Here is a 24,343-nt window from a genome sequence, read left to right as displayed (position 1 = left end):
TGCGGTTGTTTGAGCGGAGTTCACGCAGTGAACGCAGCGAGTTCCGCAGCGCGACCCGCGACCGAGCACCGCAGGTTTCCCCGTTCGCCGAAAGGCGAACGGGGACGCAGCCAGCAGGGTCGCCTTTTCTTTGCTTACTTTCTTTTGGCGAAGCAAAAGAAAGTGAGTGCGCCGCCGGGCGCAACTCCCGGCCCCGGAACGTAACCATCCAGCAACTATAAAATCAATAGCACAACACCCAACAAACAAGCCGGCAACCAGCCACCCAAAAGAACCCACGCCATGAAACAAACAAAATCCACCTGCCCCTACTGCGGCGTAGGCTGCGGCGTGATCATCGAATCCACCGGCGCCCAGATCACCCACGTGAAAGGCGACCCCACCCACCCCGCCAACTTCGGCCGCCTCTGCACCAAAGGCTCCACCCTCCACCTCACCGCCGCCAGCCCCGTCACCCTCCAGACCCGCCTGCTCACCCCACAGCACCGCCCCCAGCGCGGCGACAAACCCCAGCCCATCGCCTGGGAAGCAGCCCTCGACACCGCCGCCCAGAAATTCGCCGACACCATCGCCCGGCACGGCCCCGACGCCGTCGGCTTCTACGTCTCCGGCCAGCTCCTCACCGAGGACTACTACGTCTTCAACAAGCTCGCCAAGGGCCTCGTCGGCACCAACAACATCGACACCAACTCGCGCCTGTGCATGAGCAGCGCCGTGGCCGGCTACAAGGCCACGCTTGGCGCCGACGCGCCGCCCACCTGCTACGACGACGTGCAGCACGCGCAGTGCCTCTTCATCGTGGGCAGCAACACCGCGTGGGCGCACCCCATCCTGTTTCGCCGCATCGAGGACGCCAAGGCCGCCAACCCGGGCATGAAGATCATCGTGGCCGACCCGCGCCGCACCGAGACCGCCGGGCTGGCCGACCTGTTCCTGCCCATCCAGCCAGGCAGCGACGTCATGCTGTTCCACGGCATGCTGCACCTCATGCTGTGGGAAGGCTGGGTGGACAACGCCTACATCGCCGCGCACACCACCGGCTTCGACGCGCTCAAGGCCCTGGTGCGCGACTGCACGCCCGCCCGCGTGGCCGAGGTGTGCGGCATCACCGAGGCGGATCTGGCCACCGCGGCGCGCTGGTTCTCCGGCGTCGGCAATCCCCCGGGCGCGGGGGCCGCCCCGGCCGCGCGCCAGCCCACGCTCAGCCTCTATTGCCAGGGCCTGAACCAGAGCACCAGCGGCACCGCCAAGAACGCCGCGCTCATCAACCTGCACCTGGCCACCGGCCAGATCGGCCAACCGGGCGCGGGGCCGTTCTCGCTCACCGGGCAGCCCAACGCCATGGGCGGGCGCGAGGTGGGGGGCCTGGCCAACCTGCTGTCGGCCCACCGCGACCTGGCCAACCCCGAGCACCGCGCCGAAGTGGCCGCGCTCTGGGGCGTGCCCGGGGTGCCGAGCGTGCCCGGCAAGTCCGCCGTGGAGATGTTCCAGGCCGCGGCCGACGGCGAGATCCGGGCGCTGTGGATCGCCTGCACCAACCCGGCGCAGAGCCTGCCCGACCAGGCCACCGTGCGCCGCGCGCTGGAGCGCGCCGAGTTCGTGGTGGTGCAGGAGGCCTTCGCCACCACCGCCACCGCGCAGTACGCCGACCTGCTGCTGCCCGCCACCACCTGGGGCGAGAAGACCGGCACGGTCACCAACAGCGAGCGCCGCATCTCCCGCGTGCGCCCCGCCGTGCCCGCACCCGGCGACACGCGCCACGACTGGGCCATCGCCGTGCAGTTCGCCCACCGGCTGGAGGCGCGGCTGCGCCCGGGTGCGCCCACGCTCTTCCCCTATGCCACCGGCGACGGCGAGGCCGAGCGCGGCGCCGAGGCCGTGTGGAACGAGCACCGCGAGAGCACGCGCGGGCGCGACCTGGACATCACCGGCCTGTCGTGGGCGCTGCTCGATGCGCAGGGCCCGCAGCAGTGGCCCTGCCCGGCCGGCGCCGCCGACAACACCGATGCCGATGCCGACCCTTCGGCCCCGCCCCGCCCGCTGGGCAAAGCGCGCCTGTACGAAGACGGCGTGTTCCCCACCGCCGACGGCCGCGCGCGCTTTACGGCGAACGCCTGGCAGCCCGTGGCCGAGCCCCGGCAGGCGCGCTACCCGTTCAGCCTGACCACCGGCCGCCTGCGCGACCAGTGGCACGGCATGAGCCGCACCGGCACCCTGGGCCGCCTGTTCGGCCACGTGGCCGAGCCCAGCGTGCAGATGCACCCGCAGGACATGGCGCGCCGCCAGCTGGCCGAGGGCGACCTGGTGCACGTCACCAGCGCGCGCGGCGCCATCGTGGTGCCGGTGCAGGGCAGCACCGACGTGGGCCTGTCGCAGGCCTTCATCGCCATGCACTGGGGCAGCGAATACCTGAGCGGGCAGTCGTCCACCGGCACGCCGCTGGCGGGCGTGAACGCGCTCACCACGCCGGCCTTCTGCCCCACCTCCAAGCAGCCCGAACTCAAGCACACCGCCGTCAAGATCCTGAAGGCCGAACTGCCCTGGCGGCTGCTCGCCATGGCCTGGCTGCCGGCCGACAGCGCCCTGGCCGCGCGCGAGGCGCTGGCCGCGCTGATGCCCGCCCTGCCCTTCGCCAGTTGCGTGCCCTTCAGCAACAACGCGCCCCTGGCGGGCCCCGAGCGCGAGCGCCACGGCGTGCTGCTGCGCGCCGCCGGCCACGGGCCCGCGCCCGACGAACTGATCGAACGCATCGAAGCCCTGCTGGGCCTCGCCACCGCCGAAACCCTGCGCTACGCCGACCGCCGCCAGGGCCAGCGCCGCGCGCTGCGCCTGGAGCGCCAGGGCGGCGACACCCTGCTGGCCGGCATGCTGCTGGCCGGCGACACCCGGGCCGAGGGCTGGCTCAAGACGCTGCTGCAGGAAGAGCTGCCCGCTCAAGGCTATGGCCGCCTGCTGCTCGTGCCCGGCGCCCAGGCGCCCTCCGGCGCGCAGGCCGTGCAGTCGCGCGGCAAGCCCGTGTGCACCTGCCTGAACGTGACCGACGCCGCCATCGCCGCCCACCTGGCGCAGTGCCACGGCACCGATGCCGACCGGCTCGCCCAGCTGCAGGGCGCGCTGCGCTGCGGCACCCAGTGCGGCTCGTGCGTGCCCGAGCTCAAGCGCATGGTGCGCGCCACCGGGCCGCTCGCTCCGACCACGCCGCAGGCAGCGTCGGCCGCCGTCTCCATATAACCAGAAGTTGGCAGAAGTGCGGGAGAATTCGCTCCCCTTCGATCCGCCAGAAAACCCCCACGCCATGGCCATCAGCCACTATCTCAAGGACCTCGGCCGCGGCGCGCGCGGCGCCCGCGCCATCGGCCGCGAGCAGGCCAACGACCTGTTCGGCCAGGTGCTGGACGGCCAGGTCACCGACCTGGAGATCGGCGCCTTCTGCATCGCCATGCGCATCAAGGGCGAGACCGCCGAGGAGATGTGCGGCTTTCTCGACGCCACCCACGCCCGCCTGGCCCGCCTGCCCGCCAGCGACCGGCCCGTGGTCGTGCTGCCCAGCTACAACGGCGCGCGCAAGCTGCCCGTGCTCACACCCTTGCTGGCGCTGCTGCTGGCGCGCGAGGGCCTGCCCGTGCTGCTGCACGGCATGCGCACCGAGGCGCGGCGCATTCTGGCATCGGATGTGCTCGACGCCCTAGGAATATCTGCCCTGAATGCTCCTGAAAAGATAGCAAACGGCAACGTGGCCCACCTCCACACCGAAGCCCTGCACCCGGGCCTGGCCCGCCTGCTGGCCGCGCGCGAAGCCATCGGCCTGCGCAACCCGGGCCACAGCGTGGTCAAGCTGATGAACCCCTGCGCCGGTCCGTCGCTGGTCGTCACCGCCTACACCCACCCCGAATACCAGGAGATGCTGCACGCCACCTTCGCCACGCTGGGCATGAACGCCCTGCTCTCGCGCGGGCTGGAGGGCGAAGTGGCCGCCGATCCGCGCCGAACGCCCCGTTACGACGCCTTCGTCGCCGGCGCGCACCATCTGTGGGAAGAGCAGCAGCCCGGCACCGCCAGCGAGGTGCCCGGCCTGCCCCAGGAGATCGACGTGGACACCACCGCCCGCTACACGCGCCAGGTGCTTTCCGGCGCGCTGCCGGTGCCCGCACCTCTGTCCCGCCAGGTGGAACACATCTTGCGTCTGGCCGGGCAAATCCCTTTGGAGACAACCCCATGAATCGCCCATCCCCCCCCGCCTTCGAAGGCGTTCCCCCCGGCCGCTGCACGCTGGTCGGCGCCGGCCCGGGCGATCCGGAACTGCTCACCATCAAGGCGCTGAAAGCCATCCAGGCGGCCACCGTGCTGCTGGTGGACGACCTGGTGAGCGACGAGATCGTGGCCATGGCCCCGCCCGGCGCGCGCATCGTCCACGTGGGCAAGCGCGGCGGCTGCAAGAGCACGCCGCAGGCCTTCATCGAAAAGCTCATGGTCATGGCCGTGAACGAGGGCGAGAACGTGGTGCGCCTCAAAGGGGGCGATCCGTTCATCTTCGGGCGCGGCGGCGAAGAGGTCGAGCACCTGCGCGCGGCCGGCATCGACGTGCAGGTGGTCAACGGCATCACCGCGGGCCTGGCCGGCATGACGCTGCTGGGCACGCCCCTCACCCACCGTGAACACGCGCATGGCGTGGTCTTCGTCACCGGCCACGCCAAGCCCGGCGACAGCGGCACCGACTGGCGCCAGCTGGCCGCCACGGCACGCGCCGCACGCCTGACCCTGGTCATCTACATGGGCGTGAGCAGCGCCGCGCACATCCAGCAGGAGCTGCTCACCGGCCTGCCCGCCAGCACCCCGGTGGTCGTCATCCAGCACGTGAGCCTGCCCCAGCAGCGCCACGCGCTCACCACCCTGGGCGAGCTGCACGCCACCATCGAGCGCGAGCAACTCGCCAGCCCCTCGGTCATCGTGGTGGGCGACGTGGTGAGCGGCGTGGCGGCGGCCGGCGGCCCTCGCGCGGCGCGCCCTGCCACCACCACTCCCGTCTCGCTGCGCAACGCCGTGGGCGGCTGACAGGCCCGCAGCGCTGGCCGCAGACCGGCGCCAGTCTGCACCAAACAACCCCGCCCCAGCACCGCCCGACGCACTGTGCCGGGCAACGCCAGGGGCTCGCCCAAGCCCTCGGAAACCGGCCAAACGGCTGCGGGCATCCAAGCGCGCCGGGCTCGATCGCAGACACACGCGGCAAGGCTGGCAGGCGCCGAAATACGGCGCCATTTTTCAGAAGCTGAAGTGTTCTGAATCCCGCTTCAAACGCGCCGCGCGTCAGCGACAAGCCGGCTGCGCATCGGTACATTTCTCCCTGGCAGGCACCGCTATCACACGATGCGGCACCGCCAAAAACAACATTCGAAGGGAGAAAGAACCATGGCGATTACCGTGATCGAAAACGCTGGATACGGCGTCTACAACCAGACCATCGATGTGACCGCGCAGGTGGCGGACGCGTATGCCAAAGGCACCCGCGTCTTCACCGCCAACAACAACTGGGGCGATCCGGCTCCAGGCGAGCGGAAATACCTCTACATCTTCTGGACCACCAACAGCGTGACGTCGTCCGGTGTGACCGGGGAAAACGACAAGCACGGCATCACCGTCCCCTGAGCACGGCGCTGCGGGCCCCCGGCGCCGCGCGGCGCCGGGCCGGCAAGCACCACCCGCCTTCATTTTTTTGTATTCCATGCATTCACGGCACTGGCTGCGGGCCCGGTGGGCCATGCCGTGGCTCCATGGTTCACCTGGGTCCGCACGCGAGGGCGCGGCAGGGCCGATTCCACCCCACCTTGAACAAGGAGTAATCCATGCCATCCATGTACGTTCAGAACATTTCGATTCCGGTCGCCAACGCCTCGGTGTCCGACGCGGGCATCGTCACAGCACAGACGACCTACAGCTTCCCGACGAACGTGATTTCGGCCGGAGCCTCCGTTGCGGCCTACACCGCGTCCTTCGGCAACACGGACCACCATCTGCGGACCGTGGGCGCCAGCGTCCAGGTCCAAACCCAGGCCAACTCCCCCACGGTGACGATCACGGGCACCCTGCAGTTGCTGGACAACAGCAACAACAAGCTCAACCCGGCCAGTTGCAGCCTGACCGCCTCGGTGATTGCCTGGGCACAGTAAATCCACTGATTCACCGACCGGACGGCCCTCCTTTGCTGCGTGAAGGAGGGCCGTTCCCATTGGAGCCTTTTCTTTTTCCAAGGAGTCGCCATGCCATCCACCGCCGGTCAGTCATCCAGCGCCCCAGCCCTCGGAATTCTCCAGTTCGACGCAGGCAGCCTGGGCACGGGCGTCAACCTGTTCCGGGGCAACCTGGCCTTTCCGCTCAAGTTGCTCACGCTCCCGGCGCGGGGCGGACTGGCCTGCGATCTGACGCTCATGTACCAGAGCAGCGTGGCCGACCAGGTGGCGCAGTGGAACCTCACGCACCCCAGCGGCGGGCTCGGCGTGGGGTGGAACATGCCGATGGATCAGATCGTGGCGAACACCGGCAGCGCTCCGCTGCAGGATGCCGAGTACTACCTGATGAACCAGGGGCAGGCTCTGCGCCTCGTGCCCATTCCGACGCAGTGGAGCCGTGGCACGGTCAGCGCGCAGGTGCTCGCCGGCGCGCTGCCGGGGCGGGTGCCGCCGGGGCTGGTCACGGCACTGGAAACGCATGGCTGGCGCCCCTCCAGCGCGGCGTTGATCCGGCCCACGGAGCGGCCGGGCGAATGGCGCCTGGACGATCCGCAGCAGCGCCGCTCCCACGCACTGGTGCCGCAAGCGGACGGCACGCTGGGCATCGAGACGGCGGGCCAGTCCTATGAGACCGAGCCCTACCAGTTCTGGCAGGTCACGTTCTATCCCCAATGGAACAGCTGGGAAGTGGTGCGCCCCGACGGCTCGGTCGCGATCTACGGCGAGAGCGACCGCCAGCTCGACGGCATCGAAGACCGCCATCTCGTGCAGTGGGGCATCCACTGGGACAACTGGACCGGGCCGAGCACGCAGGCGCAAGGGCAGGCGCGCCATGCACAGGCCTGGAACCTGGCGGAGCTGCGCAACACGGCGGGGAACTGGATCGCCTTCGCGTACCGCACGTCGGAGCAGACCGTCGGCGCCGGCACGCTCACCTACACCCGCGAATGCCAGATGGCCCGGATGGAAAACGACCTGGGCTGGTCCTGCCGATTCAACTGGAGCCCGATGACGTACGACAACACGTCGCTGGATGCCCCCAAGGAATACCTCGCCCTTCACTCGGACCCACGGCAGCGCCCCGGCCAGGTGCCCAACGCCTGGCAGGACCGTTTCGAATCGGTCTATCTGGACAGCGTGGATGTGTTCAACGACGCAGGCGCACCCCAGGTCCGCCTGAACTTCGAATGGTATGACCTCGTGAACCTCACGGCCCCGGATGCCAGCAATCCGCTGGGCACGGGGGCGTGCTTCAAGCGGTACCTCAAGGCGGTCACCGATGTCCTTCCCGGGGGCGCCTGCAGGCCCGGCATCTCCTTCGAGTACGACCTGCAGGGGCAGGGGCCGCTCCCAGGCGCCCTGACCGCCATCACCTTGCCGACCGGTGGCATCACCCGCTACGAATATTCGGAAATCGACGTCGGGGCCGATGCCGAACTGGACCCCGGCGCCCGCAACCTGACGATTGCGAACCCCTTCGGCAGCGACACGGCTGCCACGCCCCGGGTCTGGTACGGCTCGGACTACGTGGTGATGGCCTGGTATGACAGCGCGCAGAACGCCTTGCTGGCGAATGTTCTGACCTGGGTGGGCCGATGGATGCCCGCCTGGCAGACCTGGCAGCGTTTCGACGGCGCCCTGGATGTCGACCGCATCGGCGCGACCACCAGCGAGCACAGTTTCGTGCTGATGCTGCCTCGCCTGGACGACAGCGCCACCGCGGTCTATCTGGCCTCTCGCCGCCCCATCGCGGTGGCCGACTGGGCCTTCGCCTCCGAGGGCGGCCAACCCGAGCCCTATCCCCATGCCAGCGGCCAGCTGCAGGTCGTGGGCGGCAGCGACTTCTATGTGGTGGTGGACAAGGACAACCGCCAGTTCACCCGCTATGCGCTGAACTGGCAATCCCGGTCCTGGGACATCGCCACGGAAAAGGCGCCGCAGAGCGGGAACAACGCCCGTCTGTTCGCCTGCGCCGCGGGCCAGCACTATCTGACCTTCTGCTACGACCCGGACACTGAGCAGGGACTCTTCAACCTTCGCTTTCGGGACCCCTTGCTGGCCTGGCATGAGGGTGCGTCGCTGGCGACGACGCAGGTGGTGATTCCAGCCTTCGGGACCACGTCGTATTTTCAGATGACCACCGAAGGCGGCATGGCGGCGGCCGCGTGGATCACGGAGTTCACCGCGAAAGGCAGCGCCATCCAAGCGTTCGACTATCGCCTGGCCGTGCTGCGCTGGGACGCGGATTACGGCGATCTCGCCTTCCAGGCGCTGCCGGACGTCTTCGACGGCCCCGGCTTCACCAACCTCTCCACGGCCTTCCTGCAGACCCTGGGGCCTTCCCTCGTCGGCGGCAGCCTCGTGGGCTCCGGACCGAACGTGCTGCGGTTCGATGGCGTCGACTGGTCCTACCACTTCGCCGGGATCCAGTACGCACCCGGCGCCGACCCCAGCACCCAGTTCTACTGGTATGCCTGGAACGGGCAAGCGGTGCTGAAAACGGAGAACACGACTTCGGCGCTGTACTCCGCCCTGGACAGTTTCGACCCCAGCGATCCGGCCGCGGGCTGGACCACGCAGGTGCTGCAGGACGAAGATCCTCCGCCGCCATCGCGCGAGACGCTCGGCTTTCCCACCCTCGCGGGCACCTATGCCTCGCAGGGGGGAACGCTGTATTCGCAGTCCGTCTGGCCCAGCTGGGCTCCGGTGCAGTCGCACCGGCTCGGTGAGATCACCGCGGCCTCCTTCGACAGCACGACGGTCATCGACCAGGCGCCGGACTTCCTGGCTTACATGACGCTGGACGCCGACGGCGCTCCCCAGGACACGCAGGTGCTGTTCTTCCGCAATGGCGGGCTCCTGAAAGATGCGCAAGGCGAGCTGGTGCGCGAGACCTTCGCCGGACAGCAGATGTTCCGCATGCTGAACCACACCCTGCGCTACGAGACCGCCGTTTCCGGGAAACTGCCGGCCATTCCATCGGGCTTCGTGACCTTCCCGACCGGCAGCGACATCGATGCGTCCGTCGAGATGACACTGCACCGCTATGCCAACCATTCCGTGAAAGCGCCGCTGAGGGCCTTCGTGGTCACCGCGCTCACGCAGGACAGCGGCTACGGTGTCTTGAAAAAAGCCTACGCCTACACCGATGTCTCTGCGGCCACCGACAGTTCCGGCAGTGTGGTGCAGTTCGCCACGGTCACCGAATACGCGGCCACCACCGATCCCGCGCTCCAGCAGTACGGCGGGACGACCAGCCACTTCTACAACGGCTTGCCAGCGCGCAGCTTCCAGGCCGCTGCCGAGCGGCAGGTGCGGGCCGGGGCGCTGGCGGACACCCGCTTCGCAGTGGAAGACGCCTACTCGCTCGTGGCGGGCATGCTCATCTCCAAGCAGGTGTTCGGCGCTGACGGCAGCGCCCTGTCGTCGCAGATCAGCGAATGGACCTATGTCGACCAGGTCGCAACGGCGCCCGCCGGCGGCACGCTGCGCAACCTGTATGGTGGCGTTCCGCAGGTGACCTCGTCCACGGAGGTGCTGCAGGGCGTCTCACGCACGATGACGTTCACCTATTCCCTTGCCGGCGGCAGTCCCGATACCGTACAGACCGGGTACTACGGCAGCACCGGGCAATGGCGGGCCACCAGGCGCTCGTCCGTTTTCGGGTTCGAGGTCTATCCGGCGCTTTGGAGCGCGAACATCCTGGCTCCCGTGGCGCAGGCCCTGATGCACAACCAGGACGACGACGGCGCCTGGCAGTTTCAGGCGGGCAAGGTGCAGACCTTCCGGACCTGGCAGCATGCCGATGGAACGCCCTACTGGGCGGAAGCGGACACCTGGGTGGCGAACGAGGCCGATGCGGTGCCCTTTACCGCCTGGGACGGCACGGACCCCGGCCAGGGCTGGCTCCTGCAGGAACGCATCTCCGAGCGGGACGGACTGGGGCAGGTGCTGCTGTCCTATGACCTCGCGGGCCGCCCCATGGCCTCCCTGTACGACGACCGGGCGAGGTTCCGCATCGCCGGGTTCGTCAACTCCGCCTCGGGCAATGCCTACGACAGTTTCGAGGACTACCAGGCCCCCACCTGGAGCCTTCCCGAGGGCAGCGTCGTCCAGGCCGGCGATGCCGCCACCGGCCAATCCTGCCTGCAGGTCAGTGCGTCGGGCACGCTGACGCGCAGCGTGTCCATCGCGCAGGGCCAGGCGCCGCAGGTGTTCTCGCTCTGGATGAAAACGCCCCAGGGCGCCGCCGGCACGGATTTCTCGGCCACCCTGCGCATCACCTCGTCCCAAGGCCAAAACCTGGAGCGCCCCTTGAAGCCGACCGCCGGGCAATGGCAGCCCCTGCAGTGGACCATCGACATGTCGGGACTGGGGCTTGCGGGCCCGGCGACCGTAACCCTGGCGATCGCGGTGCAGATCGATGGACCATCCGTCCCCTGGATCCGCCTGGACGACATCGCCTTCGCCCCCCTGGACTGCCAGTTCCAGGCCGTGGTGTACGACAGCGCGAGCCTTCGGACGGTCGGAGCGCTGACCCCCAACGGCAACATCTCCCGCACGGTCTACAACCCGGTGTCGGAACCCGCCGCGACCATCGGCCCGTGGAACAACCCGAGCCTGATCTGCATGGCCTACTTCTGCCGGCAGGACCACGTGGTGGACAGCACCCATCCCTTCCCCACGGACCGTCCCAATGCGGCCATCAACATCCAGGGCAACGGCGACGGCTTCTACGACCCCTTCGCCGACGATGCCCTGCAAAGCTACACGGCGGTCTCCGGCTCCGAATCCGAATGGACCTGCGGCCAGGGACGGCTCATCTACCAGGGGCAGTCGCAACAGCCGCTCGGCGCGCGCCTGGCGCGCACGGGATTCACGGCCGAGAGCCTGGCCGCGCGGATCCTGGTGGACCCGGCCAGCCTGGGCGAGGTCCTCGTGGGCACGGGCGAATGGTTCGTGGCGCGCACCGGGGGTGACGAACCCGAATGGCAGCTTCGGAACGCGGCCGGCGCGGTGTCCGCACAGGCCGCCGCCGATGGCCGTGCGCGCGAGTGGCTGCTGGTGGCCACGCCCGGCAGGCTGCTGTTTTTCGCGGACGGCCTCAAGGTCTTCGAATACGCCGGCCAGGACGTCACGGCCCCCTTCGGCATCCAGGTGGGCATGAGCGCACCCGGCACCTTCAGTGGCTTCGTGGTGGCGCAGGACATCGCGCTGAGCGTGAGCTATGCCGACGGCCTGTCCCGCAGCTTGCAGACCCTCTCCCTGGAGTCCGGTGACAGCGCCATCCTGGAGATGGGGCTGTATGACGATCGCGGCAACATCGCGGTCAAGGCGCTCAACAGCCGCATCACCGTGCAGGGAAATGCAGCGCTTTTCGAATACCAGGCGGGCATGGTTACCAACGCCGGAGACGGTGGCAGCCTCTGGAGCGGAGCGCCCCTGGAAGGCCTGCTGTCCAGCCAATACCATCCGCAGGCCGGTGGCTATCCGTTTTCACGCACGGCCTTCGAGGCGGCCCCGCTAGCGCGGCCCGTGGCCATGGGACAACCCGGCTTCGACTATGCGATCCGGCCGGGCAGCGCGCACTACGCCACCCGGGCCTATTCCACCAATCAGACGCCCGGCGAATTCGCCTACCCGCTGCCGCTCGGGGAATACCACCTGGTCATCGACACCGACCCCAACGGCGCGGTGACGCAGGCCTGGAAGGACACCGCGGAAAACCTCGTTGGCCGGGTGGTGCAGACCTCCGCCCAGGACACATCGCTGAACTGGCGCATGAGCCAGGTACAGGACGCATCCGGCCGCACCATCGCCTCCGTGCCGCCCAATTCCTATGCGGCCGCTGGAGCGTCACAAAACGGGATTCCGGCGGGCAGTGCGACCGCCACCTACGACTTCGCGGGCCACCGCATCGGCACCACCGACCCCGACAGCGGCAACTGCGAAATGGTGTACAGCACTTCAGGCCTGGCACGCTTCCTGTCCAACGGCAGCGGCTTGCCCGACGGCCACATCATCTACCGCAAGTACGACTCGCTGAGCCGGATCGTGGAGGAAGGCACGGTACAGCAGGCGTGGGACAGGGAGCTGCTGCAGCAAAAGGCCGACGACGCCTCTTGGCCCCCCACGCCGACGACATGGGGCATTCGCCGCTACTTCGACGGCGACGGCAGCGAGGCGACGCAGGCCGACAGCCTCGTAGGCCGGCTCTGGAAGGTGGAGATGCAGCAAGGCGCACAAGGCGGCGCGCAACTGGTGGAGACCTTCGCCTACGACCGGGCCGGGAGGATCGAGCGGCGCGCCCGGACGATTCCCGGCTCGCCGCAGGGCTCCTGCACCGTCACCAACACCTGGTCGCGAGGCGGCAACCTGCTGTCGAGTACCGATTCGTCCACCCAGTTGACCAGCCTGCTGGCCTACGACCCGCTCGCACGCGTGACCTCGGTGTCGGCCCGAGTGAACGGCCTGGACACGGTCCTCGTCGCGCACACCTACTCCCCGCAGGGCAAGCCCGAAACGACGACGCTGCTGCCGACCCCTTCGGGCGCCCTGCTGGAGCGCACCTTCACCTACGAAGCGCCGGGCTGGCCGCGAACCCTCGACGCCGGCCCGCTGTGGAACGAAACGCTGAACTACACCAGCGGTGCGTGCGACGGCGAGGGCTACTACAACGGGGAAATCGCCCGGCAGGGTATCGACTCCAGCATCGCCGACCTGCCTGAGCCTCCCCTGTGCACGCACATGGACGCGCTGGGCAGGCTGACCGGCTGCGGCACCGGCATGAACGCCCAGAGCTGGCAGATGGATCTGAACGGCAACTTCACCCGCCACGACCGGGCGGACAGCAGCGCGACCTATGCCTATCAGGATGGGACCAATCGGCTCTCCAGCTATGCAGCGGCAGACGGCACGCTCACCATGGAATACGACCGTGCAGGGGCCATTGCCCAGGCCCGCGGTCCCGGCGGCGCGACTGCATGGGAAACCGGCTATGACGCCTGCACCGGCCGCCCGGTGTTCTACCGGGGCGGCGACGGAACGTCCCTGGACATCCTGCGTGACGCCGACGGCCACCGCGCACAGGTCACGCGCACGGCCGGCACCGGAGAGCGGCAGCAACGCTGGCAGATGCCCTCGCCCGGCGGCGAGGTGCTCGTGCAGGATTCGGGCACGTCGACCTCCATCGCCCGCTTCATCTCCGCCATCGACGTGCAGGTGGCGTGGATCGATGGAAAGTTCTATTTCGGACTGCTGGACCATCTGGGAAGCGTGCGTGTCGTGCTGGATGCCGACAACGTGGTGGTCGGGGCATGGCGCTACGACATCTACGGCGCGCCGACGGCGGTGGTGCCCTGCCAGGTGCCATGGCCGCGGCTGTTCACCGGCCACAACTACGACGAAGACTCAGGCCTGTACGACTGCAATGCCCGCTTCTACAGCCCCCTGCTGGGTCGCTATCTCAGCGTGGACCCGCTGCTGGAAAGCCCCTCGCCCTACGTGTACGTGGGCAACAATCCCTTGTGCTTCACCGACCCCCAGGGCATGAACGTGTGGGGGATCATCGCGGGGGCGGTGGCGACCCTGGCGATCGGCGTGGCGGGCGTGCTGCTGCTGGGGACCGGCGTGGGCGCTGCGATTCTCGTCGGCGTCGTGGCAGGCGTGGTGGGGTCGATGGCGGGCGATCTGGTGAGCATGGCCACGGGAGACCCAATCTCCTGGAAGCAATTCGGCATCGATGCGCTGGCGGGTGCGGCATCCGGGGCGGCCGGCGCGCTGGCGGGCGGCGCGCTGGGCTCGCTGACCGCGCGCGCCGCGCTGGCCGTCGGCGCTGGCAAGGCGGCCACCACGATATCGATCTCGGTGGTATCCGGCATTTCCGGTGGCGTGGCGGGTGCCGCGGCAGGCTCGGGTGTTTCTGCCTACATGTCCGGGCAGCCCTTCTTCAGCCGCGCCACGTTGCTGAACATCGCCATCGGCGGCATCGCGGGTGGCGGGGCGGGACTCATGGCGGCAGGTGCGCACCTGACCTTTTTCACCGGGGGCAAATCGCTGGGGGTCAATCCAACGCCGCTCACGGAGCACACGCAGATCCCGTCCTTCCCGGACCCGACGGGCAATCCCAATTTTCCGAGAAACGCCGGGGACGGGATGCTGAGGGGAAAAGTACGGATCCTGATGCCCAACGACCCTGTCACCCAGTCCATGGAAAATACCTGGACCCACCTGGATCCCGCGCAACGCGCCACGTTCGAGCAGAACCTCACCACCGTCAACGGCGCCAGCGTGGACGTGGTGGCGACCCACGGCATTGCCGGCAGTGCGATGGTGGAGTGGGCAGCACCCAACGGCACATCCATCAACCGCCCGGTTTCCGCCCAGACGCTGGCAGCCTTCCTCAGGCAGGAAGGCTATGGTGCAACCGGAACGAACCAGCCCATCAAGCTCGTCACCTGCTTCGCCGGCATGCCGGGACGGTTCAGCCTGGCGCAATCGCTCGCCAACGAGATGGGGGTCAGCGTGTACGCCCACTGGTGGGTAGTCAACCCGAACCCCGATGTGGCGACACCCTGGATCCGTTTCGATCCGCGTTGACGCGCGATGCGGTGGATGGGCCGAGGCTGTGTGGAAACACCCAACGAGCATGCGGTCCAGCCCCGCGACTCGCGCTGGAGTCAAAGCGGCGTATGGCAACGGGTGTTCAAGGCTTTGGCAGGATGCGGACAACGAGACGCGATGATCGACGCCACCATCGTGCTCGAGCAGCTCGCCAGCCCCTCGGTCATCGTGGTGGGCGACGTGGTGAGCGGCGTGGCGACGTCCAAGGGCACGGCCCGCTGCGCGGCCCCCCTGCCCTCCGCACAGCGCAACGCGGCGGGGGGGCTGACGCGCGCGGCGGGCTGCTGGCACGCGGCAGCGGCGACCGCGATGCTCAGCGGCATTGTCGCCGCGCCCGCCCTCACCGGCCCCCGATGAGCCGCACCTCCACTTCCATCCCGGCGTCCTTGAAGTGCCGGGCCACCCGGGCCATCTGTTCGGCCCCGCGGTCCGGGTGTCTGGAGTAGCGCCCCGACTGGTTGGTGATGAAGAATTTCTGGCTGGTGGCGTCCCACAGCAGCTCGCCCGAGATGCGGGTCTGCTTGCCCCACCAGTCGCCCGTCGTTTCGTCCCTGGTTCCCGCGACGAGCGAGGGGTGCCCCAGCCGGCGCTCCTTGCCGGCGGGCTCGGAGGCCGGCGTCTCGACCTGCGTGTGCGGCCCCAGGTGCAGCGTGGCGCCCATGCCGACCGACCAGAGGACGGGCGTTCCGCCTTTGATGGCTTCCAGATCCAGCACCTCTTGCAGCTGCACGCCGCGGGAATTGCCGAGTGGAATGGAGACCCGCTGGGGGTTCAGCGCCTCTTCCCAGGCATGGATCTGCGGGTGGCCGTTCTTGATGCGTGCCGATTGCAGGGTTCCCCAGTCGCGATCCAGCCACTGAGCGGTTTCCTCGCCCACCAGTTGCGCGAAGGGCATGGGGCCGTCCGCGTGCGATGTGCGGCTGTCCGGCGACGCCGAGCGCGCCCGGCGCGGCGCCGCCACGTTGTTCCGCTGCGGCCCCACCCGCGATAAATCCGTGGCATCGATCCTGCGCCGCTTCGCACCCGAGGCGCTTGTCCCGGCGCCTGCGGTGCGGGCGCGTGCGTCCGTCGGCATGCCGGAGGGCGGCTCCGCGCTGCGCGCACGGCGTGGGGGTTGCGGGGCCGCCGTGGGCTCCGCGGGCTTTGCCGGGCGCGCAGCGCTGCTTGCGCCGGACCCGATGCGATCGATCGTTTTCATGGCTCACTCCCTTTTTTTGAACCGCCCCTGGCGGGCGGTGGGGGAGCATGATGGGAAGCCGGCCAGGCAGCGCGGGGCCGCGGTGCGAAGCCCTGTGCCTCCTGGCGCACGGCCGCCGCGCCGGTGGCCTGCCTCGCGTCACATGGCGGCTTGCCCCGCCGCCGCCAGCCGCACCTGCTCGAAGCGCTCGGCCTGCTCCCTGCGCAGGGCCTTGCGCAGCAGCGCGGCCTCCCAGCGGCGGCGCTCGTCGGCGGTGGAGGGCGACAGGGGCGGCACGGCGACGGGCTTGCGGTCCTCGTCCACGGCCACCATGGTGAAAAAGCAGCTGTTCACGTGGCGCACCACCTGGGTGCGGATGTTCTCGGCCACCACCTTGATGCCCACTTCCATCGACGAGTTGCCGGTGTAGTTCACGCAGGCCAGGAAGGTGACGAGCTCGCCCACGTGGATGGGCTGCAGGAAGGTGACCTGGTCCACGCTGAGCGTGACGGCGTAGCAGCCCGAGTAGCGCGTGGCGCAGGCGTAGGCCACCTGGTCCAGGAGCCGCAGCACCGCGCCACCGTGCACGTTGCCCGAGAAGTTGGCCATGTCGGGGGACATCAGCACGGTCATGCTGAGCTGGTTGGCCGGGAGGTTGATGGTCATGGCCCGCGATTCTAGGAGCGCACGGCACCGCGGCACGCGGCTTGCGTGGGCGGTTACAGGGCGGTGATGCGGCTTCGCTACACTCGCGCCCGGCGTTCTCGCCCGGAAAAAAAATGCTCGACAAACTCAATGAACTCACCGCCAGCCATGGCGAACTGCGCACCGGCCGCGGCCTGGTATCGGGCGTCATCGCCCTGTCGCTGGCCATCCTGTGCATGCTGGGCGTGCTGGCCTTCCACTTTCCGCAGTACCTCACCACGCCGGAGCTGCGCAAGAGCTACAACGTGGACGTGATCCGCATGATCATGCTGGCCGCGCTGGTGGCGGCGGGCGGCATCTCGCTGGTGAACATGCTGTTCAACCGCTCGCGCTGGCTGTCGGCGGCGGCCTTTTTGCTGGTGGTGTCCACCGCGCTGCTGGGCGGGCACAAGGTGCCGGTGCACGACTTCGCGGACAACACGCCGTACATCGGCCTGGACTGGTTCATCCTCGACCTGCTCGGCAGCGCGCTGATCTTCATCTTCATCGAAAAGCTCTTCGCGCTGCGGCGCAACCAGCCGATTTTCCGCGCCGAGTGGCAGACCGACTTCCACCACTTCATCGTGAACCACATGGTGGTGGGCTTCGTGCTGCTGGCCACCAACCTGCTGGTGCACAAGTTCTTCGGCTGGGCCGCGAGCGACGGCATCCGCGGCTGGGTGCAGGGGCTGAACTTCTGGGTGGCGCTGTTCCTGATCGTGCTGGTGGCCGACCTGGTGCAGTACTGGACGCACCGCGCCTACCACGAGGTGCCGGTGCTGTGGCGCCTGCACGCGGTGCACCACAGCGTGAAAAGCATGGACTGGATGGCGGGCTCGCGCCAGCACATCCTGGAGCTGCTGATCACGCGCACGCTGGTGCTGGCGCCGATCTACGTGCTGGGCTTTTCCAAGGAGGTGATCGACGCGTACATCGTGATCGTGGGCTTCCAGGCGGTGTTCAACCATGCCAACGTGAGCGTGCGCCTGGGGCCGCTGCGCTACCTGATCGTCACGCCCAACTTCCACCACTGGCACCACAGCCAGGACCAGGAGGCGCTGGACAAGAACTACGCGGCGCACTTCGCCTTCATCGACTACGCCTTCGGCACGGCGGTCAAGAGCACCAAGCTGTGGCCCGAGCACTACGGCGTGCTGGGCGACTACGTGCCCAACGGGTTCATGAAGCAGCTCAAGTTTCCGTTCACGTGGAAGGGCTAGTGGCTTCCGTGAACACGGCGGACAGCGCGCAGCGGTTCGACGCGGTCGTCATCGGCGCCGGCGCGGCGGGCCTGTTCTGCGCCGCGCAGGCGGGCCAGCGCGGCCTCTCGGTGCTGCTGATCGACCACGCCGAGAAGGTGGCCGAGAAGATCCGCATCTCGGGCGGCGGGCGCTGCAACTTCACCAACCGCGATCTGGACCCGGCCGCGCCGCACAAGCACTTCGTGGGGCAGAACCCGCAGTTCTGCCGCTCGGCGCTGTCGCGCTACACGCCGGCCGACTTCATTGCGCTGATGGACAGGCACGGCATCGCCCACCACGAAAAGCACAAGGGCCAGCTCTTCGCCGACCGCTCGGCGGAGGACATCATCCAGATGCTGCTGGCCGAATGCGCCGCAGGCGGCGTGGAGCGCTGGCAGCCGTGCCGGGTCAGACATGTGGCGTTTTCGGCCTCCAGCGCAGATTCCACTAGGGCATTCTGCTATCAAATTGATACCGATCGCGGTCCCGTGCTGGCCCGCAGCGTCGTCGTGGCCACCGGGGGCCTGTCGATTCCGAAGATCGGCGCCACCGACTTCGGCTACCGGATCGCGCAGCAGTTCGCCATCCCGCTGGTGGAGCGCCACCCGGGCCTCGTGCCGCTGACCTTCGACGGCGATGCCTGGGCGCCCTACGCCCAGCTGGCCGGGCTGGCCCTGCCGGTGGAGATTTCCACGGGCGCCAGGAAGGCGCGCATGGCCTTCCACGAAGACCTGCTGTTCACCCACCGGGGGCTGTCGGGCCCGGCGGTGCTGCAGATCTCCAGCTACTGGCAGGAGGGCCTGCCGCTGTCCATCCACCTCGCGCCCGGCACCGATCTGCCGGCGCTGCTCGCGCAGGCCAAGGCCCGCTCGCGCAAGCTCATCGCCAACGAGCTGGCCGCGCTGGTGCCCAGCCGCCTGGCCGACACCTGGGTGCAGCAGGACGCGGACTGGCAGCGGCCCGTCAACGAGGCCTCCGACAAGGCGCTGGCGCGGCTGGCCGAGCGGCTGTCGCGCTGGGAGCTGGTGCCCACGGGCACCGAGGGCTACAAGAAGGCCGAGGTCACGCTGGGCGGCGTGGATACGCGCGCGCTGTCGCAGCAGACCATGGAGGCCAAGGCCCAGCCGGGGCTGTACTTCATCGGCGAGGTGGTCGATGTGACCGGCTGGCTGGGGGGCTACAACTTCCAGTGGGCCTGGGCCAGCGCGCACGCCTGTGCGCAGGCGCTGCCGGCCGGCTGACACGCCGCGCAGGGCCGGCGAGCCCGCCAAGCCCGCCAAGCCCGCGGCCTGCGGGCACGGCTCACCGATGGGCGGGTGCCGCCGCCTCGCCCACCACCACGTTCCACCGCGCGGTGCCCAGCCAGTCGCGCAGGGCTGCGACGCCGGGCGGGGCGATGGCCAGCGCGCGCACCCCTTCGCGGCGCAGCAGCCAGCCCTGGTCCAGGCAGTGCGTGCAGACCAGCGCCCCCAGGCGCCCGGCCAGGTGCGGGCGCCGCTCGCTCCAGTCCAGGCACGGCCGGCACAACGGGCGTCCGCTGCGGCTTGGCCGCGTGCCGCTGCCGGTGGCGTCGGCGGCGCAGTGCGTGCCCCTGCCCGCCTCCGCCGCATCCCCCGGGGCGCCGCACGCCGGGCCCCATCCCAGGTCGAGGCCCAGCCGGCCGAGCACGGGCGCCGCCCGGTCGGTGACCTGCCCGCCAGCCTCGCTGTCGAACACGATCGCGCCTTCTTCCAGCAGGTGCTCGGCCACCGCCACGCCCAGCCGCCCGGCGATGTGGTCGTAGCAGGTGCGCGCCATGCGCAGCGCGGCATCGCGCGGGCCCACCGCCACCGGGCGCGCGGGCTGCGCCTGGCCCACGGCGAGCTGCATCAGGCCCTCGAGCAGCCGCGCCACCTCGACCGAGGCCAGGCGGTGGTAGCGGTGGCGGCCCTGGCTTTGCACGGACAGCAGGCGCGCCTGCACCAGCAGCGCGAGGTGACGGCTGGCGGTGGCCGGGGTGATGTGCGCGGCATCGGCCAGCTCGCGCGCCGTGAGGGCGCGCCCGTCCATCAGCGCCAGCAGCATGCCGGTGCGCGCCGGCTCGCCGACGAGCGCGGCGATGTGCGCGATCTGGTTGGTGTTCATGCCGGCCAGTGTGCCGCAGGCGCTGGCCGCGACGCTTCGTTCCACGGCGAAGCATCGCGGCGGCGCGGCACGGCCCAATGGCGGCCTGACAGCGTTCATTCCCCACCCCTGCCTTCCATCCCGTCCCAGGAAAAAAAACCATGGCCCTCACCTGCTTCATCCGCTACGAACTCGACCCCTTCCAGATCGACGCCTTTCGCGACTACGCCGCGCACTGGGGCCGCATCATTCCGCGCTGCGGCGGCCACCTGCTGGGCTATTTCGTGCCCAGCGAAGGCACCAACGACGAGGCCTGGGGCCTGATCGCGTTCGACAGCCTGGCCGCCTACGAGGCCTACCGCGCGCGGCTGCGGGCCGACCCGGAAGGCCGCGCCAACTTCGAGCGGGCGCAGCGCCAGCGCTTCATCCGGCGCGAGGAGCGCACCTTCACCGAAGTGGTGGAAGGCACGTTCCAGCGCCCCGCCCTGCCGCCGCATCCGCCGCTGTCGCTGCTGGCATCGGCCCCATCGCCATCACAGTCGCCATCGCAGCCCGCCCCCGGAGCCGCCCCATGATCGCCGTCATCTTCGAAGTCGTACCCAGCGCCGCGGGCCGCCAGCCCTACCTGGACACTGCCGCCGCGCTGCGCGGCGAACTGGAGCGCATGGACGGCTTCGTCTCCATCGAGCGCTTCGAAAGCCTCAGCCAGCCGGGCAAGCTGCTGTCGCTGTCTTTCTGGTGCGACGAAGCCGCCGTGGCGCAATGGCGCCAGCGCGAGAACCACCGCCACGCCCAGGCCGCCGGCCGCGCGGGCGTGTTCGACGACTACCGCCTGCGCGTGGCGGCGGTTCTGCGCGACTACGGCCTGAACGATCGCGCGCAGGCCCCGGCCGATTCGCGCACGGTTCACGGCAGCAGGGGCGACGGCGGCCGCTCGCCCGCGTAGCCCTGCACCCAGGCCTCCAGCGCCGGCACGGGCAGCGCCTGGCTGAAGTGGTAGCCCTGCAGCTCGTCGCAGTCGAGCGAGTCCAGCGCCTGCGCCGTGGCCAGGTCTTCCACGCCTTCGGCCACCACCTTGAGGCCCAGCGTGTGGCCCAGCGCGATGACGGCCCGGGTGATGGCCAGGTCCGCGCCGTCGGCGAGCATGTCGCGGATGAACGATTTGTCCACCTTGAGCTTGTCGATGTCGAAGCGCTTGAGGTAGGCCAGGCTCGAATAGCCCGTGCCGAAATCGTCGATGGACAACTGCACGCCCAGCCCCTTGAGCGCGGCCAGTTGCTGCTGCGCCGCGCCTGCGTTCTCCATCAGCTGCGATTCGGTCAGCTCCAGCTCCAGCCACTGCGCGGGCATGCCGCAGCGGGCCAGCAGCGTGCGGATGTCGGGCACGAGCGCCGGGTCGGCCAGCTGCGCGGCCGAGAGATTGACCGACACCGGCAGGCCCGCCAGCGCTGCGGGCGGCATCGCATGGCCGGCATTGCCGCCTGGCATATCGACATCGACATCGCCCGGACCCGCCACGCCCACGCCCACGGCAGCGGTGCGCAGCCGCCCGCCAGGCGCCGGCTGCCAGCGTGCCCACTGCAGGCAGGCCTGCTCCAGCACCCAGGCGCCGATCGCGCGGATCAAGCCGGCCTCTTCCGCGATGGGGATGAACTCGCCCGGCAGCACCTGGCCCAGCACCGGGTGGTTCCAGCGCACCAGCGCCTCCACGCCCGTGAGGCGGCCCGATCGCGTGTCCACGCGGGGCTGGTAGTGCAGCTCCAGCTCGTGGCGCTCCAGCGCGCGGCGCAGCAGCTGCTCCATGGCCTGGCGGGCCTGCACGCGCCGGTCGGTCTCCAGCGAATACAGGCGCGCCATGTCGCGGCCCGTGGTCTTGGCCTCGTACATGGCGGCGTCGGCACGGCGCATCAGCTCATCGAGCCCCACGCCGTCCTCGGGGTACACGGCGATGCCCACGCTGCACGACACATTCAGCTCGTGCCCCTGCACCGGGTGGCTCTGGCGGATGAGCGGGATCAGCCGGCGCTCCACGGTCTGCAGCACGTCGTGCGGCCCGTCCACGCCGCGCATCACGATCACGAACTCGTCGCCGCCCAGGCGGCTCACGGTGTCGTGCGCGCGCACCGCCTGCAGCAGCCGCGCCGCCACCGAGCGCAGCAGCCCGTCGCCGATGTGGTGGCCCAGCGTGTCGTTGATCGACTTGAAGCGGTCCAGGTCGATGAACAGCACCGCCACGCGCTCGCCCGCCAGGGCCGCGTGCGCGATGGCCGACTGCAGCCGCTGCACGCACAGCGAGCGGTTGGGCAGCTCGGTCAGCACGTCGTGGTGCGCGAGGAACTGGATGCGCTCCTCGTTGCGCTTGCGGTCGGTGATGTCGATGGCGATGCCGATGTGGTTGGCCACCGCCCCGCCCTTGCCGCCCTCGCGCACGGCCGACACCATCAGCCAGGCCGGATAGGTCTCGCCCGAGCGGCGCCGAAACCGCACCTCGCCCTGCCAGGACTCCTTGTCCTGCAGCGTGCGGGCGATGCGCTCGCCCAGCGGCGGCTCGCCCGGGTCTTCCAGCAAAAAGCCCAGGTCCTCGCCGATCACCTCGTAGAAGTCGTAGTGCGTGCTGCGGCAGAACGCCTTGTTCACGCTCAGGATCTTCTGCCCCGCGCTCATGATGATGATGCCCTCGGAGGAGGCCTCGAACACCTTGGCCCACAGCTCCAGCCGCTGCTCCATCACCTTGAGCACGTTGATGGGCGTGAACGCGGTCAGCATGGCGTCGCGCCCCTGGTAGCGCAGGCGCCGCGCCGACAGCACGGCCCACAGCGGCTCGGCGCTGCCCTTCCAGCGCACCTCGAACTCGTCCACCACGCCCTGGTCCGCCAGCCGCTGGAAAAAGCGCGCGCGCACGCCCGGCTCCATGCCCGTGCGCCAGGGGTCGAGCGTGGTCCCGTTCAGCCACAGGCCGGCCGGCGCATTGGCGTGCAGCACCTCGTGCTCGGGCACCGAGGTGACCACCATCGGAATGGGCAGCGCCTCCACCAGCTCGCGCTGCGCCTCGGCGGCGCGCGCGCTGGCGGCCAGCTCCTGCTGCAGCACGCGCTCGCGGTCCAGCTGCGCCAGCATGCCGTTGAAGGCCGTCACCAGCCGGCCGATCTCGTCGCGGCTGGTCCAGTGCGCGCGCAGCGTGTGGTCGCCGCTTCGGCGCACCTCGTCGGCCACGCGCGCCAGCTGCTGCAGGGGCTTGGCGATCTGCCGCGCCACCAGCGTGACCAGGCTCAGGATGCATCCCAGCAGCAGCATGGCCGTGCCCAGGTGCAGCCACATGCGCGCAAAGAGATCGTCCACCCGGGCGTAGAGCAGCCGGTCCAGCTGCGCCGTTCCCTGCACCCACGCCGTCTGCAGCGCGCCCAGCAGCGCCAGCTGGCGCGCGGGCAGCTCGGCCACCGCCGTGCGCCCCTCGCCCTGGGCAATGCGCTGCAGCATCGCCTGCAGATCGTTGCCGGCCGTGCGCAAGGCCGCGCGCTGCGCATCCAGCGCCGCCCGCAGCGCGGGGGAGCCGGCGATGAAGGCCTGGTCGTAGTCCGCATCGATGCCCAGCATCACCGCATCGAGCCGGCCCGCCAGCGTGAGCAGCTCGGCCGCGTGGTGGTCGCCCTGGCGCCCACCGGGGGCATTCAAAAAAGCCGCCGTGTCGTGCGTGACCTGCAGCAGTTCCGGAAAGCGCAGCAGGATCAGCGACATCACGTAGTAGCTGTCCAGATCGGGATCGAGGATCAGGTTGGACTGGTTGCCCACGGTGGTGAGCAGCTCGCGCCCCTGCCGCAGCAAAGGCCCGCGCACGGGCCCGCCCGCCACGCCAGCGCCCGCGGGGTCGCCCTGGGCGGACTGCTGCAGCAGCGCCTCGAAGCGCGCGGCCGGCTCGCCGGTCTTGAGCGCCGCATCGTGCGCGGCGCGCACCGTCGCCAGCCGGTCCATCAGCAAAATGCCGGCAATGCCGTCGCCCTCCATGAACGCGCCCATCAGACCGTCGCGCACCACCGAGGCATAGGCGGTGCCCACGATCTCCTTGCGCGCGAAATCGATGGCCAGGAATTTCTCGTGGATCAGGATGCCCGACACGTAGATGACGGCCGTCAGGTCCAGCAGGTAGATGAGCATGAGCTTGCGGCCCACACTGAGCCGGCCCAGCCAGCCCGATACGCGGTGCATGATTGCCATGGTGTCGTGCGTGGGCCCCGCGCACGGGAGGAAGGCGCGGGGCGGTTGCGGGAACGGGAATGAATCGAATCAGCGCCACC

15 protein-coding genes are annotated in these 24,343 nt (G+C 69.6%); 11 read left to right on the top strand and 4 right to left on the bottom strand.

The window, feature by feature from the left end:
• Positions 1 to 282 precede the first annotated feature (282 nt).
• From M5C98_RS07460 to M5C98_RS07430, 7 genes are all read left to right on the top strand, one after another.
• Positions 283 to 3,231, top strand: a complete 2,949-nt coding sequence (locus M5C98_RS07460; protein WP_272551935.1) for a nitrate reductase — start codon at positions 283 to 285, stop codon at positions 3,229 to 3,231.
• A 64-nt stretch (positions 3,232 to 3,295) separates the two neighbouring features.
• Positions 3,296 to 4,219 (top strand): DNA-binding protein YbiB, encoded by a 924-nt coding sequence (gene ybiB / locus M5C98_RS07455; RefSeq protein WP_272551934.1) that lies wholly within the window; start codon positions 3,296 to 3,298, stop codon positions 4,217 to 4,219.
• Positions 4,216 to 5,052, top strand: coding sequence for a uroporphyrinogen-III C-methyltransferase (gene cobA, locus M5C98_RS07450; protein WP_272551933.1), 837 nt, complete (start codon positions 4,216 to 4,218; stop codon positions 5,050 to 5,052). Before ybiB ends, cobA begins: the two co-directional genes overlap by 4 nt.
• Positions 5,053 to 5,406: 354 nt before the next feature.
• The gene (locus M5C98_RS07445) at positions 5,407 to 5,643 is read left to right on the top strand and encodes a hypothetical protein (RefSeq protein WP_272551932.1); all 237 of its coding nucleotides are present in this window, start codon (positions 5,407 to 5,409) and stop codon (positions 5,641 to 5,643) included.
• Positions 5,644 to 5,840: 197 nt separating this feature from the next.
• Positions 5,841 to 6,164 carry a hypothetical protein gene (locus tag M5C98_RS07440; RefSeq protein ID WP_272551931.1) on the top strand — a complete coding sequence of 108 codons (324 nt, stop codon included), beginning with the start codon at positions 5,841 to 5,843 and terminating at the stop codon, positions 6,162 to 6,164.
• A 90-nt stretch (positions 6,165 to 6,254) separates the two neighbouring features.
• The gene (locus tag M5C98_RS07435; protein ID WP_272551930.1) at positions 6,255 to 14,822 is read left to right on the top strand and encodes an RHS repeat domain-containing protein; all 8,568 of its coding nucleotides are present in this window, start codon (positions 6,255 to 6,257) and stop codon (positions 14,820 to 14,822) included.
• 30 nt (positions 14,823 to 14,852) lie between these two features.
• Positions 14,853 to 15,203 carry a hypothetical protein gene (locus M5C98_RS07430; RefSeq protein ID WP_272551929.1) on the top strand — a complete coding sequence of 117 codons (351 nt, stop codon included), beginning with the start codon at positions 14,853 to 14,855 and terminating at the stop codon, positions 15,201 to 15,203.
• On the opposite strand, the gene M5C98_RS07425 is transcribed toward M5C98_RS07430, so the two are convergent.
• Both M5C98_RS07425 and M5C98_RS07420 read right to left on the bottom strand, forming a co-directional pair.
• On the bottom strand, positions 15,187 to 16,044 hold the full coding sequence (locus M5C98_RS07425; RefSeq protein WP_272551928.1) for a hypothetical protein: 858 nt from the start codon (positions 16,042 to 16,044) through the stop codon (positions 15,187 to 15,189). The genes M5C98_RS07430 and M5C98_RS07425 overlap by 17 nt on opposite strands.
• 138 nt (positions 16,045 to 16,182) lie before the next feature.
• Positions 16,183 to 16,683 carry an acyl-CoA thioesterase gene (locus tag M5C98_RS07420; protein WP_272553197.1) on the bottom strand — a complete coding sequence of 167 codons (501 nt, stop codon included), beginning with the start codon at positions 16,681 to 16,683 and terminating at the stop codon, positions 16,183 to 16,185.
• 119 nt (positions 16,684 to 16,802) lie between these two features.
• Between M5C98_RS07420 and M5C98_RS07415 the strand changes: the two genes are divergently transcribed.
• Positions 16,803 to 17,927 (top strand): sterol desaturase family protein, encoded by a 1,125-nt coding sequence (locus tag M5C98_RS07415; RefSeq protein WP_272551927.1) that lies wholly within the window; start codon positions 16,803 to 16,805, stop codon positions 17,925 to 17,927.
• Positions 17,927 to 19,189 carry an NAD(P)/FAD-dependent oxidoreductase gene (locus M5C98_RS07410; protein WP_272551926.1) on the top strand — a complete coding sequence of 421 codons (1,263 nt, stop codon included), beginning with the start codon at positions 17,927 to 17,929 and terminating at the stop codon, positions 19,187 to 19,189. Before M5C98_RS07415 ends, M5C98_RS07410 begins: the two co-directional genes overlap by 1 nt.
• Before the next feature lie 61 nt (positions 19,190 to 19,250).
• Here the strand turns inward: M5C98_RS07410 and M5C98_RS07405 are convergent, their stop codons facing one another.
• A complete protein-coding gene (locus tag M5C98_RS07405; RefSeq protein ID WP_272551925.1) occupies positions 19,251 to 20,072 on the bottom strand; it encodes an ArsR/SmtB family transcription factor in 822 nt (273 codons plus the stop codon).
• 140 nt (positions 20,073 to 20,212) lie between these two features.
• On the opposite strand from M5C98_RS07405, the gene M5C98_RS07400 reads away from it, so the two are divergent.
• Complete coding sequence (locus tag M5C98_RS07400) at positions 20,213 to 20,626, top strand: NIPSNAP family protein (RefSeq protein WP_272551924.1); 414 nt, start codon at positions 20,213 to 20,215, stop codon at positions 20,624 to 20,626.
• The gene (locus tag M5C98_RS07395; RefSeq protein ID WP_272551923.1) at positions 20,623 to 20,997 is read left to right on the top strand and encodes an antibiotic biosynthesis monooxygenase family protein; all 375 of its coding nucleotides are present in this window, start codon (positions 20,623 to 20,625) and stop codon (positions 20,995 to 20,997) included. The genes M5C98_RS07400 and M5C98_RS07395 overlap by 4 nt, the downstream gene beginning before the upstream one ends.
• Here M5C98_RS07395 and M5C98_RS07390 read toward each other — a convergent pair.
• Positions 20,958 to 24,263, bottom strand: a complete 3,306-nt coding sequence (locus tag M5C98_RS07390) for an EAL domain-containing protein (protein ID WP_272551921.1) — start codon at positions 24,261 to 24,263, stop codon at positions 20,958 to 20,960. The two genes, M5C98_RS07395 and M5C98_RS07390, sit on opposite strands and share 40 nt — an antisense overlap.
• Positions 24,264 to 24,343: the final 80 nt, after the last annotated feature.

The organism is Acidovorax sp. NCPPB 3576 (assembly GCF_028473605.1).
Classification (GTDB): domain Bacteria; phylum Pseudomonadota; class Gammaproteobacteria; order Burkholderiales; family Burkholderiaceae_C; genus Paracidovorax.
This window is presented reverse-complemented; position numbering and strand designations above follow the sequence as displayed.